At 57.0% G+C, this 12,679-nt stretch carries 13 protein-coding genes; 7 read left to right on the plus strand and 6 right to left on the minus strand.

Features of this window, described 5'->3' with window-relative positions; genetic code table 11:
- Positions 1-27: 27 nt before the first annotated feature.
- On the minus strand, positions 28-879 hold the full coding sequence (locus ACV8MC_RS15990) for an NAD(P)-dependent oxidoreductase (RefSeq protein WP_042609811.1): 852 nt from the start codon (positions 877-879) through the stop codon (positions 28-30).
- Between the two features lie 118 nt (positions 880-997).
- On the opposite strand from ACV8MC_RS15990, the gene ACV8MC_RS15995 reads away from it, so the two are divergent.
- Positions 998-1,858, plus strand: a complete 861-nt coding sequence (locus ACV8MC_RS15995) for a LysR family transcriptional regulator (protein ID WP_122704478.1) — start codon at positions 998-1,000, stop codon at positions 1,856-1,858.
- 1 nt (position 1,859) lies between these two features.
- Here ACV8MC_RS15995 and ACV8MC_RS16000 read toward each other — a convergent pair whose 3' ends face one another.
- A complete protein-coding gene (locus ACV8MC_RS16000; RefSeq protein ID WP_241669482.1) occupies positions 1,860-3,272 on the minus strand; it encodes an MFS transporter in 1,413 nt (470 codons plus the stop codon).
- Positions 3,273-3,539: 267 nt separating this feature from the next.
- Here ACV8MC_RS16000 and ACV8MC_RS16005 point away from each other — a divergent pair, with 267 nt between their 5' ends.
- Positions 3,540-4,298 (plus strand): SDR family oxidoreductase, encoded by a 759-nt coding sequence (locus tag ACV8MC_RS16005; protein ID WP_457262578.1) that lies wholly within the window; start codon positions 3,540-3,542, stop codon positions 4,296-4,298.
- A gap of 78 nt (positions 4,299-4,376) precedes the next feature.
- Positions 4,377-4,883, plus strand: a complete 507-nt coding sequence (locus ACV8MC_RS16010) for a nuclear transport factor 2 family protein (RefSeq protein ID WP_042609814.1) — start codon at positions 4,377-4,379, stop codon at positions 4,881-4,883.
- On the opposite strand, the gene ACV8MC_RS16015 is transcribed toward ACV8MC_RS16010, so the two are convergent.
- Entirely contained in the window at positions 4,855-6,243 is a 1,389-nt protein-coding gene (locus ACV8MC_RS16015) for a heavy metal sensor histidine kinase (RefSeq protein WP_039760264.1), read from the minus strand. The two genes, ACV8MC_RS16010 and ACV8MC_RS16015, sit on opposite strands and share 29 nt — an antisense overlap.
- On the minus strand, positions 6,216-6,911 hold the full coding sequence (locus ACV8MC_RS16020) for a heavy metal response regulator transcription factor (protein ID WP_039760267.1): 696 nt from the start codon (positions 6,909-6,911) through the stop codon (positions 6,216-6,218). Before ACV8MC_RS16020 ends, ACV8MC_RS16015 begins: the two co-directional genes overlap by 28 nt.
- 215 nt (positions 6,912-7,126) lie before the next feature.
- Here ACV8MC_RS16020 and ACV8MC_RS16025 point away from each other — a divergent pair, with 215 nt between their 5' ends.
- The 3 genes from ACV8MC_RS16025 to ACV8MC_RS16035 all read left to right on the plus strand — a co-directional run bounded on the left by ACV8MC_RS16025 (position 7,127) and on the right by ACV8MC_RS16035 (position 9,194).
- Entirely contained in the window at positions 7,127-7,735 is a 609-nt protein-coding gene (locus ACV8MC_RS16025; protein ID WP_042609816.1) for a hypothetical protein, read from the plus strand.
- Positions 7,736-7,869: 134 nt separating this feature from the next.
- Positions 7,870-8,427 carry a cytochrome b/b6 domain-containing protein gene (locus ACV8MC_RS16030; protein ID WP_431078550.1) on the plus strand — a complete coding sequence of 186 codons (558 nt, stop codon included), beginning with the start codon at positions 7,870-7,872 and terminating at the stop codon, positions 8,425-8,427.
- A complete protein-coding gene (locus ACV8MC_RS16035; protein WP_457262582.1) occupies positions 8,424-9,194 on the plus strand; it encodes a molybdopterin-dependent oxidoreductase in 771 nt (256 codons plus the stop codon). The genes ACV8MC_RS16030 and ACV8MC_RS16035 overlap by 4 nt, the downstream gene beginning before the upstream one ends.
- A 919-nt stretch (positions 9,195-10,113) precedes the next feature.
- Here ACV8MC_RS16035 and ACV8MC_RS16040 read toward each other — a convergent pair.
- Positions 10,114-10,506 (minus strand): helix-turn-helix domain-containing protein, encoded by a 393-nt coding sequence (locus tag ACV8MC_RS16040; RefSeq protein ID WP_042609818.1) that lies wholly within the window; start codon positions 10,504-10,506, stop codon positions 10,114-10,116.
- A 215-nt stretch (positions 10,507-10,721) separates the two neighbouring features.
- Between ACV8MC_RS16040 and ACV8MC_RS16045 the strand changes: the two genes are divergently transcribed.
- A complete protein-coding gene (locus tag ACV8MC_RS16045) occupies positions 10,722-11,183 on the plus strand; it encodes a RidA family protein (protein WP_457262584.1) in 462 nt (153 codons plus the stop codon).
- Here ACV8MC_RS16045 and ACV8MC_RS16050 read toward each other — a convergent pair.
- Complete coding sequence (locus ACV8MC_RS16050; protein WP_080902523.1) at positions 11,180-12,187, minus strand: LysR family transcriptional regulator; 1,008 nt, start codon at positions 12,185-12,187, stop codon at positions 11,180-11,182. The two genes, ACV8MC_RS16045 and ACV8MC_RS16050, sit on opposite strands and share 4 nt — an antisense overlap.
- Between the last annotated feature and the right edge of the window lie 492 nt (positions 12,188-12,679).

The raw sequence follows: 12,679 nt of genomic DNA on the forward strand, positions 1-12,679 counted from the left end.
CTCGTGACAGGTGTTCGAAAGAGCTTCTCAATGATTCGTCTGCTGAGCAAAAACCGACCAGTCCTTGTCGCCATCTCCCCTGGCTACCGCCGACGTCATTTTCAATCGCACGGCATCCGCCGCTGGCAACTCCAGCCCCTTGAGACGACCCGCATCGATCGCCAGATTCATATCCTTGAGGCCAAGCGACAGTTTGAATCCCGGTTCAAAATTGCTGCTGACGATGTTCTGCCCATAACGTTGATAACTGGGGCAGGCGAACAGGGTCTGGGTCATGAGCTTGATGAAAATCGAAGGGCTCAGTCCGTGGCGTTGAACGAGTCCGCTGGCTTCGCCCAGCGACTGGATGGCTTGGGTGATCATCATGTTGCCGGCGATTTTCGCGATACAGGCCTGTTCAGGTTGGTCGCCCAGATACCAGGTTTTTTTCCCGAGCAGGTCGAACAGCGGTTGGACGGTCGAGACAGCGGCCTGCGATCCGGCCGCCAGGATATTCAACTCGCCCTTGGCCGCCACGGCGGGCACGCCGAAGACCGGCGCCGCGATCAATGGCATGCCGACGGCTTCATGTTCGCGCTGCAACTCCAACATCAGCGAAGGCGACAAGGTCGACATCACGACATGCACGCAAGCTTTGTCTGCAGTTTCCAGAACAGCGCTGGAGAGCAGCACTTGCCTGACGGCGGCATCATCGGCCAGAAGAGTGATGACTACCTCTTGCTGGAACGCCGAGGCCGGCGTTTCGATAACGCTGATGCCTTCGAGATCCTTGATCGCCGCCTGACTGCGGTTCCATGCCGAGACGTGATGGCCAGCGCGGACGAGCAGTGGAATGATGGCTCTGCCCATGCATCCCACTCCGATAAAACCAATCTTCATTTGCAGTCTCCGGTTGGTATTCGACGACGGTGAATGCAGACAAGTATGTCGGGCACGGGATTGCTACGGCACTGCCATTGCTGCACTCTCACTGTTCATTTTTGTACGGGGGCGGAGCATGGACTGGAGTGATGTGCGGGTCTTTCTCGCGATTGCCCGCAGCGGGTCATTAGGGGCTGCCGCCAAGCTGTTGGGGGTCAGCCATCCGACCGTGGGGCGGCGCTTGCAGGTGCTGGAACAGTTCAGTGGCCAACCCGTTTTCCTGCGTACCAACCAAGGTCTCGTGTTGACCGACAGCGGCGAGAAGCTCCTCAGCCTCGCGCAGGAAATGGAGCAAAGTGCGTTGGCCATCGAAAGGCGCCTCGCGGGGGACAGCGCACAGCCCGAAGGTGTGCTGCGCATTTCCTGCGCTGACTGGTTCGCCTGTTATGTGCTGGCCCCGGTGCTGAGTGAACTGGGCCGGCGTTATCCATTGATCGTGCCCGAGGTCATTGCCGGGCATCGATTGTTTGATCTGGCTCGCCGCGACGCCGACATCGCGTTTCGAATCGTTCCGTTCACCGAACCCGATATCGTGCACCGCAAGCTGATCTCCCTGACTTACGGGTTATACGCAGCCGTTGGATCTGCTGACCCTGAGCCACAGGGCGCCGGGCTGGGTCTGATCACCATGAGTGTTGCCCAGTCTCATTATCCCGATGTGCAGTGGCTGCAGCAGCGTTACCCTCTGGCGCGTACCGTGTTTACCAGTAGCAGCCGCACAGTCCAGGCGCAAATGTGTGCGCAGGGGCAGGGCGTCGCGGTATTGCCCCGCGCTTTGGGCGACCAGTTGACGGCGCTGCGTCTGATCGATTCAGATGAACCGCCACCAGGCCGCGACATTTGGATGGGCTACCACCAGGACATGCGCCAGATGGACAGTCTGCGCGCGCTTGCCGACCTGGCCTCCGTCATGATTGGCACTCAGGCAGGCGGTTGATTCACTCTGCCGGCTGCATGGCCGCCGTTTGCAGCTCTGCAGCAGATTGGCGCGCCAGACTCAGACTCAGTCCTGCGCCTACCACCAGACACGCAGCGATGCACAGTATGGCGACGGTGAAGGCGTGGGTGATGGCCGCCGCGTCCGTGTCCTTCCCCAGAAGCGTGTAAAAAATGCCACCGATGATCGCTACGCTCAGTGCCGTGCTGATTTGCAGTGTGGAACTGGTGATGCCCGCAATCATGCCGGAATACGCCGGTGCCACGCGTCCAGTGATCATGCGCATCAATGTCGGAAGGGCCAGTCCTTGTCCGAAACCGATCAGAAAGAGAATCACGGCAAGGGACAGCGCAGAGGGCGTGACGGCGGTTGGCGTGTGCGCCACGAGCCAGGCCAATAGCACGAACCCCAGCACTTCGAGTGCCATTCCGAAGGGATTCACATAAGACCCCAGCAAACGCCGGAATAGATGGGTGGCGAGCGGCCCCAGCAAGAAACCAGCGCCGAATGGCAGAAAGACCAGACCTGCACTGAGCGGGCTCGTATGCAGCGCTCCCTGTAAATAGATGGAAAACAGCAGGAAGAACACGCCGATCGCGTAAAAAGTCAGCGCCACCAGCAATGCCCGGCCCAGCCCGGGCGCACGCAGTGCAGCAGGGTTCAGCAACGGCGCGCCTTGCGCTTGATACAAGCGGGCTTCGTAGCGCCAGAACAGCCAGGCCAGCAGTGGCACCGCCGCCAGCGACAGCCAGGCCCACCACGGCCAGCCCGCTTCACGTCCCTCGATCAGTGGAACGATCAGCGCCGCAAGCGTCACCATCGACAACAGCGTTCCACCCAGATCCAGCTTGCTGGTCTGGGGTGCGCGGGTTTCCTTGACCACGGGGATGGCGATCAGAATGACCAGCAACGCAATCGGTAGATTCACCAGAAATATCGACCGCCAGCCCAGGTTCATCAGGTTGAGCGAGATCAGAATCCCGCCAAGTGCCTGGCCGACTACCGACGCCAAACCAAACACCGCACCGTACAGGCTCAACGCCAAGGGTTTTTCCGACTCAGGGAATATCGCCTGCACTGAAGCGAGTGCCTGCGGCGCCATGACAGCGGCCGTCACGCCTTGCAGCGAGCGTCCGGCGATCAACACCCAGGGTGACTCGGCGACACCGCAGATCAGTGAGGCGACGGCAAAGCCAATCAGGCCAACGAAGAACATTCTCATGCGGCCAAAGATGTCGCCAAGCCTTCCGCCGGTGATCAGTGTCACGGCATACAGCGCCGCGTAAGAAGAGATGATCAACTGTTCGGCAGAGGAGGCCGTGCCCAGCGATTGCTGAATCGAAGGCAGCGCTACGTTCACGATGAAGAAATCCAGCGGCGGCAAGAATGCACCGACCAACAGGATGGCGAACATCAGCCAGCGCCGCTGTTCCGGAAGGGCTACTATTTTCTCAGGCATAAGGTCTCCTTTCTGAAACCCTTCGGCTCCAGAATATTTTCGATTGCGAGTCATGCTTTGAATAAGCTGACTTCAATCTAAACGATCAAACCCTGGCTGACGCCTCACATAAATGAACGGCCAATGTTCATTTATGGCAGTGCCGCTGCGCCCCTGCCTCCTCGCAAAATGGCCGCACTGTGGTTCCAGTCGAGCCACACAACCGAAATCGAGGAGTCAGTTATGTCAGGTAAATTCGCTGATCAGGTCGCAGTCGTCACCGGCGCGTCCACCGGGATCGGATTTGCGATTGCACAGGGTTTGATTGCCGAGGGCGCCAGGCGCGTTTACATCACCGGGCGTTCTGCAGCCACGCTGGAGGCTGCGGTGGCCAAGCTTGGCGACAGGGCGGTCGCGGTCATTTCCGATGTCGCGCGCCAGGTTGATCTGGACGAGCTCAAGGCGACGATTGAGGCGCACGGCGATCAACTGGACTCAGTGTTTGCCAATGCGGGTATTTGTGAAAAGAACCCGCTGGGCGAGACCACCGAGGCCGTCTATTTCAACATGTTCGACATCAACGTAAAGGGAGTCTTTTTTACTGTACAGACGTTGATGCCATTGTTGAAAAATGGCGCTTCGATCGTGCTGACGGCCTCTATCTGTTCCAGCAATGGCATGGAAGGACTGAGCCTCTACAACGCCTCCAAAGCCGCGGTACGTTCCTTTGCCAGGACGTGGGCCAACGAACTCAAAGGTCGCAAGATCAGAGCGAATGTCCTGAGCCCTGGCTTCACCCGCACACCGCTGATGGATAACGGCTTGAAGATGAGCGAAACCGACGTCGCCGCGCTGCGTCAGCACGTCGAGCAGATCACGCCATTGGGGTACATGGCCGAGCCTGAGGAAATCGCCTCGTCGGCGCTGTTTCTTGCGTCTGCCGATGCGAAATATGTCAACGGTGTGGAGTTGATGGTCGACGGCGGCCTGTCGCAGATCTGACCACGTGCTCAACCTAGCGCAGCCCTCGCGCAGGGCTGCCTTCCTCGCTTATGCGCAGCCCCTGCAGGAAACCTCATCATGAACAATGAACAACTGACAGCCCGACTGGACGCCCTGGAAAGTCGCGCCGCCATCGAGTCGCTGATCAGCGCCTACGCCAATGCTTTCGACCGCATCGACGCCTCGCTTCTTAGCTCAATCTGGCACGAAGAGTCGACACTGGATCTACCGGGTTTTGGCCAGGCTGGAAACCGTGACGAAATCCTGGCGATGGCGCAAAACAGCTGGCGCCAGATGCCCCATATGCACCACTGGATGGCCAACCCGCTGATTGAAATCGAGGGTGACAGCGCAGTGGGCACGGTAGCTGCGGATTGCCTGTTTCATGACATTGAAAAAGGCCCGGTGCAAGTCAGCGGTCTTTACCACGACAGGTTTGAACGTCGGGACGGAAAGTGGGCGTTCCTGTCACGTCGTTTTGAAATGCATTTCCTGACGCCGTTAAAAGATTGGGTACCCGCAGCGGGCGAAGAACAGTTTGCACCGTTCGAGCAGCTCAAGGGAACGACAGCGAAAAACGAATAGTCCCGGCCCTTGGCTGTTCGACACCCACGTGGCCGTCATGCAGTTGCATGATGGCCACGACAATGGCGAGGCCAAGCCCGTAGGAGTCGGAATTCTGGTGCCGAGACGCATCGCCACGGTAAAAGCGGTCGAAGAGTTTGCCCAGGGTTTCGTCGCCCAGCACCGGCCCTTGGTTCTCCACCTCAATCCGGGCACCTCCGTGGGTTTCCAATACCCGTATCAGAATCTCGGTGCCCTCGTAAGCGTAGCGAACAGCGTTCGCCACCAGGTTGCTCAACGCTCTGCGCAGCAGCAAGGGGTCAGCGAGCACGATACCATCGCCCGTTATTTGGAAGCTCATTCGCCGCTCTTCAGCCAAACCCTCAAAATACTCAGCGATGCGCTGTGATTCGTCATGCAGCGACAGTTGCTGGCGCTCCACTACGGCTTGCGCTTCATCGGCGCGCGCCAGAAATAGAATGCTTTCGACGATGCGCGAGATCCGTTCGAGTTCTTCAAGGTTCGAAGCGATCAGCGCCTGATATTCGTCCTCGCTACGGCGTTGGCGAAGGGCAACCTGACAATGTCCCATCAACGACCCGACCGGCGTGCGGATTTCATGGGCAAGGTCGGCGGAAAATTGCGTCAGTCGCTGATAACCCTGAGCAAGACGATCAAGCATCGCGTTATAGGCGTCACTCAGCTGTTGCAATTCAACCGGCGTATCGGCGCTGTCCATACGGCTGTGCAGACGCTCAGGCGTTATGGCTGCGGCATGGGCGGCCATTTTGCGCAGCGGACGCAGCCCGCGACGCAATAACAGATAACCCAGCAACGCGGTTGCCAGAAAGGCAAGGGCCACGGCCAGGTAGATGCGCTCGCGATACGCTGCAAGCATCGCCATTTCCTTGCCCATAAGGTGGGCGGCCGTCAATCGGACTACACGGCCACCCGACGTCGTGACTACGGAGGCGGCGCGCAGCCTTGTTCCCGAGTCGGTCACGCCGCTGCGCAGATCACTGACGCTCAGCTTTGTGTCCTGGCCGATCACCGGCAGTTCAGGCAACGTGACGTTGAGTGGATTGACCTGGATGACCGGTGGCTGCCCCGGCTCTTCAATGATGAAGATGTCGTCTTCGCTGTCGAGCATGTTCTTGAAAATCTGCGGGCTGTCGCGCAGCTTTTCGATGGCGAGTTCGTAATGCAGGAGCTTGCGAAAATGCTCCAGACGGCCCATCACCGCGTGATCGCTGTAGACCAATACCGAGGCCTTCATCGTCTGATACAGATAGAAGCCCGCGCCGGCCACGGCCAGCATCGCGACCATGGCAAACGCCACGGTCGATCGCAGCGTCAGCGAGGGTTGGCGTCGGGACCGCATGGCCTCACCTCGCAGACATAGCCGATACCGCGAATGGTATGGATCAGCTTGATCGGGTAGGGCTGGTCGACCTTGTTGCGCAGGCGCTTGACAGCGACGTCCACCACGTTGGTATCGCTGTCGAAATTCATGTCCCAGACTTCCGAAGCGATTTGTGTCCTGGACAACACATCGCCGGCTCGACGGAGAAACAGATGGAGCAGGGCGAACTCCTTGTTGGTCAGCACGATCACCTGTTGTTGGCGGGTCACGCGGCGCCGGACCAGATCCAGTTCGAGATCGGCAAGGTGGAAATGGTCGGCTTCGCGCACGACACCGCGGCGCAGAATAGTGCGGATGCGCAACAGCAGTTCGGTAAACGAAAAAGGTTTGATCAGGTAATCATCGGCGCCCAGTTCCAGACCGCGAATGCGGTCTTGCAACTGGTCGCGCGCGGTAAGGAACAGCACGGGTACGTCTTGTCTGGCGCGCAACAGCTCGATGATCTGAAACCCGTCAATCCCGGGCAACATCACGTCCAGCACGATCAGGTCATAGGTCGTATGCAAGGCCATGTGCAGGCCGTCAGCGCCATGCTGGGTCCAGTCGACGTTGTAACCGGACTCACCGAGCCCCTTTTTCAGGTACTCACCTGTTTTGGTGTCATCTTCGATCAGCAGGATATGCATCGTCAGGCGCGCTCGGGTTTCTTCATGACGGGGTTAAGTCCGCGACATCGGTATCTCGGCTGTGCAGTGTAACGGGATGAGCGGGCGCAGTCGGTTACATTTCTGTCATACATGGTCAGGGTTGGCGAATGACAAAAATGTCATTCGACGGTCATCGTGACGTCCCGGTCTGCGGTCGAGGATGGCGACACATCAACCCATGAGGAATCGTCGCCATGCAACTCAAAAACGCCCTGTCTACCACGTTCGGTTTGGTGATGCTCAGCGCTGCCGTCATTGCCACCGCCGCCGACATGCCGGTCATCAAACCACTGCGCGGTACGGTGGAAAGCGTCAGCAACAACACGCTGACCTTCACTGTCCGCTCTGGCGCCCAGCAGACGATCGGACTGACTGACAAGACCGGTATCAGCCGGGTATCGAAGGCCAATATCGACTCGATCAAATCCGACAGCTTCATCGGCTCGGCGGCCATCCCGCAGGCCAACGGAACCTTGAAGGCGCTTGAGGTCACGGTATTCGACGCCAGGCTCAAGGGCAGCGGCGAAGGTCATTACGGTTGGCAGAACGCAGACGGCAGCACTGGCACCATGACCAACGGCACCGTTGGCAAACTGTCCAAAACCGACGGCCGCACGTTGACCGTCAACTACCAGGGCGGCGAGAAACAAATCGTCGTGCCGGATGACGTGCCTATCGCCTACGTCGAGCCAGGCAAAGCCGATGAGCTGGTCAAAGGAACGAAAATCGTCGTGTTCCCCGCTGCAGATGGCACCGCACGCGGCATTGCAGTCGGCAAGGATGGCTTCCAGCCACCGATGTAATCATCTGAGAAAGCTTGAGCGTTGCCGTCTGGCAACGCTCCGCTACACGGAAGGCTTGCAAGGGGAACCACGTGAGACAGAAGAAACTGCATCCCTGGCCGGTTCGCCTCACCCATTGGCTCAATGCGGCCTGCATGGTCTGCATGTTCATGAGCGGTTGGGCTATCTACAACGCCTCGCCACTGTTCAGTTTCAGGTTTCCGGTGTCATTGACCGTGGGCGGTTGGCTGGGCGGGGCACTTGCCTGGCATTTTGCGTTCATGTGGCTGCTGCTGATCAACGGCGCAATCTATGTGCTGTACGGGTTGGCCAGTCGTCATTTCAAACGTGAGCTGCTGCCCATCGGCATTGCCGCATTGAAGCATGATCTGACCGATGCCTTGCGCTTTCGGCTGGTGCATGAAAAGGGTGTCTATAACGCAGTACAGCGCCTGATGTACTGGATCGTGCTGGCGGCAGGTGTACTGATCGTGATCTCGGGTGTAGCGATCTGGAAACCGGTTCAACTTCAAGAGCTGGTCGCGTTACTGGGCAGCTATGACGTTGCTCGTTACGTACATTTTGCGGCCATGGCGATGATTGCAGCGTTTGTAGTGATTCACCTGGTCTTGGTGATTCTGGTACCAAAAACCCTGGTGCCAATGATCACGGGTGGAGTGCGGACGCCTAATAACGAGAAAAATGGGTCATGACTGAATTTAAAATAACAACGCGTCAGCGCGTCAGGATTGAACCTGCGCAACAGCTTGAACTGGAAAACATTCAGCGCCGGCATTTTCTTCGGGCCGGCCTGACGGTTGGCGCGATGTCGATGCTGACCGGTTGCAACCTGCAGGAAGGCGATCAGGTCGACAAAGTGCTTTGGGCCATGTCGCGTTGGAACGACCGGGTCCAGGCGTGGCTGTTCAGTGGACGGAAACTGGCGCCGACCTTCGCCCGCGCGCAGATCACCAAGCCGTTTCCGTTCAACGCTTTCTATGGTCAGGACGATATCCCTGAAGTAGACCTGACCAGTTACTCGCTCGCCGTCTCCGGCCGGATCAGGGACAAGGCGCCGTGGACACTCGAAAGCTTGCGCAAGCTGCCGCAACGCAGCGATATCACTCGGCTGATCTGTGTTGAGGGCTGGAGCGCGATCGGTCAATGGGGAGGTGTACCGCTGAAAACCTTCCTGGAACACATCGGCGCCGACACCACAGCGAAATTTGTCGGTTTCAAATGTGCCGATCGTTACTACTCCAGTCTGGACATGCCGACTGCCTTGCACCCGCAGACGCTGTTGGCACTGGATTACGCTGACGTGGCGCTGCCGCCCGAGTACGGCTATCCGCTGAGGGTTCGGGTCCCCACCAAACTGGGATTCAAAAACCCCAAGCATGTTGTCGAGATTTTCGTCAGCAACGACAACCCGGGCGGGTATTGGGAAGACCAGGGCTACAACTGGTTCAGCGGGATCTGATGAAGCAAAGAACGGAACTGTCACGCCAGGAACACTGGCGAGATTCATGACACCAAGCGTGATATGAGGCATGCCGATGACCGGTATTTCTGCAGTACCGCCAGCACCATCCGACTGGCCAACATCAGAACCCAGGATGCGGGCAACGAGTGATGGAGCAGATTTCCAATCTCTCTTGCAGGCTCAGTCCAGGCCACCTTTACAACAGTCAGATAAAGCTCGCACTCGGATGCTCTTTGATAATCTTGCCGCATGTACCTTCAATGGCGAAAAAAGGGCTATCTGCTCTGATGTTATCGGCACAGGGGGACTGAATGCGTTCGCCATTGCAGTGGCTCTTTCGCCGCTAACCGTCACCTGGGTACCGACCGAGATTGTTCGAGCGCCACTGCGTTCGCCTGGGATACGGACTTTTCGCCGTCGCAATCCCTCTTCAGCCGAGAGCTCCTTCCTCAACCGGTCAAGCTCGGAGGATAGGGGTTATGATTAGACGTGTCTCGAGAGCTTGCTCGCCGTAGGCCAGTATTATTAAGGGAGAAGCACATACCGCCAATTCTCACCTGTAGCGTTGAATGGTCTTTCGTTCGCCTAAAATAGAAAGCCCGATGGCTTCTCTATCGTGGGTGGTGTTATGAGGCAGCGTCGACTTACAGCCTATTTTTCTACCCCGCTGTCATCCCCCGTTTATTCTGAGCATCAGAGAGTTATAGCCCTCCATCAGGGCTACTTTTGGCCGAAGGTAGTCGTTCGTGAACGGCTGCTTTCGGCCAAAAGCAGACGCTCGCACTCGACCGTTAACGGCCACTAGCGGGCGATGATTGTGTGTTTACCGTAATGCGACCGAGGCGCCGTTCCCATGCGTCGCCTCCTAGGGTTAAGCCTCCAGGTACGACTTAGCTCCGCTATCCAGCTCATCAAGTCACAGCGCAGGCGATTGATTGTTCTGTTTCCAAGCCCGCGGAGTTACACCTTCGGTTCGCACGAATGTTCGACAGAAGTGTGACTGGTCAGAGAAGCCACACTCCAGTGCAATGTCCGCAATTAGCAATCTCGACGTCTGAAGTAGCTGCTTGCCCCTCAAAATCCGCTGCTCTCGCATCCATTCTTTGGGTGAGACGAGAGTGCTTCTTTTAAACTGACGGGTGAAATGGCTGCGCGATAGCGCACACGCTTGTGAGATAGCTGCCACGGAGATACCTGCGTCCAAGTTATCGAGCATCACCTGCTTGGCGCGCTGGATCTGCCAAGGTTTCAAATGTCCGGTTTGTTTAGTCAAATCCTTAAGTGAGGACGCGCATGTTTCCTTTTTCATCCTGATTCCTTTTTCCCAGTAGCCGGTTGATTAGCTCAATCCAGCGGTCAGTCGATTGGGAAAAATTTAACGGAAGTCGCGTCGAGATGGGGGCGCATTTTTGCGCTGCTGGAGGCGCAAAATTGCGCATTTTCAATAGTGTTTCCAGTGCTAGCCTCTGCTTCCCGACAACTCGAATCGACGTCATTCGATCCGTCATCTGCAAGGAGAAAGCAATGGCTGCTTCACAACCGCACGGCAAAAACACCGCTTACTGGGGAGTCTCATGGGAGGAGGGCTACGGCTACCCCCAGGCCAGAAAAGTTAGAAACGAGATCTATATCTCGGGTCAGTTCAACCACGATGAGGCGGGTAATCTCGTTGCTCCCGCGCCCCTGAATAGCGAGGGCAAACCGAGCGATTTCTCATCGATAGGAGAGCAGATGCGCGTCTCCTACGACAACATCGCCAAGTTGCTCGCGCTCTATGGAGCAACCCTTAATGATGTCGTCGAAGAAACGCTCTACGTCTTGGATATGGACGCGGCATTCGCCGTGGTAGGTGATGTGCGCAAAGCCGCATATCGCACTGAGCGGCCCCAGTGCGCGAGCAATATCATCGGTGTATCCAGGTTGGCTCAACGTTCACAGCTGATTGAAATTGTCTGCAAGGCTGTCATCGGATCTAGCGCCGACTAAGAGACGCTCCCGGTTTCGCCCTGCGCAACCGGGAGATTCAGCTGCCCTTCGATCAAAGGCTTTTGATGCGCTACGGCTGCTGCACAAAAAGTCATGAATGCTTTGACTCTCCATGACTTTCGAATGTCCTGATGCGTAAGCAGCCAGAGCTCGTCCTGTAGCTCGCGCACAACTGGCCCTACGCGTGTTAACCCAGGCGTAATGTCACCCAGCATGCACGGAAGAAACCCATAACCAAGTCCTGCCGCAATGGCGACGCTCGCGGCCGCGACTGAGTCCGTACGATAAGAAATACAGTCGGCGCTGACTCTGTCTTCGACGTAGCTTTTGGCCTTCAGTCCACATAATCCTGCGGAATAGGACACCCACGGTTGGCCTTCTGCGAACGGGGCACTAGTCGCTTGTTTTATGCTGCCATAAGGCGCCCATGCGATCGAAGCGAGCTTGCGCCCGACTAGACTTTCGGCAGGTTTTTTGGTCGCTCTCACCGCTACGTCAGATTCATCGCGAGCCAGACTTAACGTCTCGTTGCCAACCAGAACCTCGATGGCAATTCCTTCATTAAGTGCCTTGAAGTCGGCGATGATCGGCGTGAGAAAATACAGCAGCAGCGAGTCGCTGGTAGTGATCCTAAGCTTTCCAAGCAGCCCTTGACCTGCCCGAGAAACCCGACGTGTAACGCTGACGATATCAAGCTCGACGCGTTCGGCGAGCGCTCTTAATTCAATACCTTCGGGCGTCAGCATGTACCCAGAGCGGCGGTGGTCAAATAAAGCGACCCCAAGTGTCTTTTCCACTTGAGCCACACGACGCGATACGGTGGATACATTAATCCCCAACCTCTTTGCAGTCGTTGCTCTATTACCGCATTCGCTTAGCGTTTTGATGATTCGCAAGTCGTCCCAAGAAAGCTGACTTACAGCATCGCTTAAATTCTGGGTGACGCCGATTGGTACGGGCGGATTGATTGAAGCTTTTTTTGATGTTGGTTTCACGCCAAGCATCCCAAACTAAGGTTGCTCATCATACGAAATGGCTGGAGGCGAACCAAGGAGTCAAGTGCACAAGCGGACTCGACCCGAGCAACCGGCCAGGATGTTCGGGTTAGATAGGGTGGCGTCAGTCGTTCGGGCGAGTATTAAGCCTTTACCATTTCCCCTGACCAACTTAGTCGTGCAGCTTTAATCACTTCATTCTAATCAGTCGAACGTCCGCTTTTGGCCGGAAGCAGACGCTTATGAATGACCGCTTTCGGCCAAAAGCGGACATAAATGAGGCATGCATATAGCAAAGGTGGTCACCGCTGCGGGCTTGCCCATGTGGGTCTTTCGTTCAAGGCGTGCTGGGCGTGTCGGCACCGGCCAGCTGAGGATTCATAGATACAAGGTGGGCAACCATGGGGGGAATGTACTTAATCAAGGGCCCGAGTTGATCACGTCAATTAGAGGTAAAGTTAGCGCAGAAAATAGAGGCCGAGAGCACGATCCGCACCGGAT

The organism is Pseudomonas sp. PK-RTE-24, assembly GCF_054052265.1.

Coding starts and splice junctions, on each gene's coding strand:
- ACV8MC_RS15990 (WP_042609811.1), bottom strand. CDS start 879: ATGAAGATTGGTTTTATCGGAGTGGGATGCATGGGCAGAGCCATCATT.
- ACV8MC_RS15995 (WP_122704478.1), top strand. CDS start 998: ATGGACTGGAGTGATGTGCGGGTCTTTCTCGCGATTGCCCGCAGCGGG.
- ACV8MC_RS16000 (WP_241669482.1), bottom strand. CDS start 3,272: ATGTTCGCCATCCTGTTGGTCGGTGCATTCTTGCCGCCGCTGGATTTC.
- ACV8MC_RS16005 (WP_457262578.1), top strand. CDS start 3,540: ATGTCAGGTAAATTCGCTGATCAGGTCGCAGTCGTCACCGGCGCGTCC.
- ACV8MC_RS16010 (WP_042609814.1), top strand. CDS start 4,377: ATGAACAATGAACAACTGACAGCCCGACTGGACGCCCTGGAAAGTCGC.
- ACV8MC_RS16015 (WP_039760264.1), bottom strand. CDS start 6,243: ATGCGGTCCCGACGCCAACCCTCGCTGACGCTGCGATCGACCGTGGCG.
- ACV8MC_RS16020 (WP_039760267.1), bottom strand. CDS start 6,911: ATGCATATCCTGCTGATCGAAGATGACACCAAAACAGGTGAGTACCTG.
- ACV8MC_RS16025 (WP_042609816.1), top strand. CDS start 7,127: ATGCAACTCAAAAACGCCCTGTCTACCACGTTCGGTTTGGTGATGCTC.
- ACV8MC_RS16030 (WP_431078550.1), top strand. CDS start 7,870: ATGGTCTGCATGTTCATGAGCGGTTGGGCTATCTACAACGCCTCGCCA.
- ACV8MC_RS16035 (WP_457262582.1), top strand. CDS start 8,424: ATGACTGAATTTAAAATAACAACGCGTCAGCGCGTCAGGATTGAACCT.
- ACV8MC_RS16040 (WP_042609818.1), bottom strand. CDS start 10,506: ATGAAAAAGGAAACATGCGCGTCCTCACTTAAGGATTTGACTAAACAA.
- ACV8MC_RS16045 (WP_457262584.1), top strand. CDS start 10,722: ATGGCTGCTTCACAACCGCACGGCAAAAACACCGCTTACTGGGGAGTC.
- ACV8MC_RS16050 (WP_080902523.1), bottom strand. CDS start 12,187: ATGCTTGGCGTGAAACCAACATCAAAAAAAGCTTCAATCAATCCGCCC.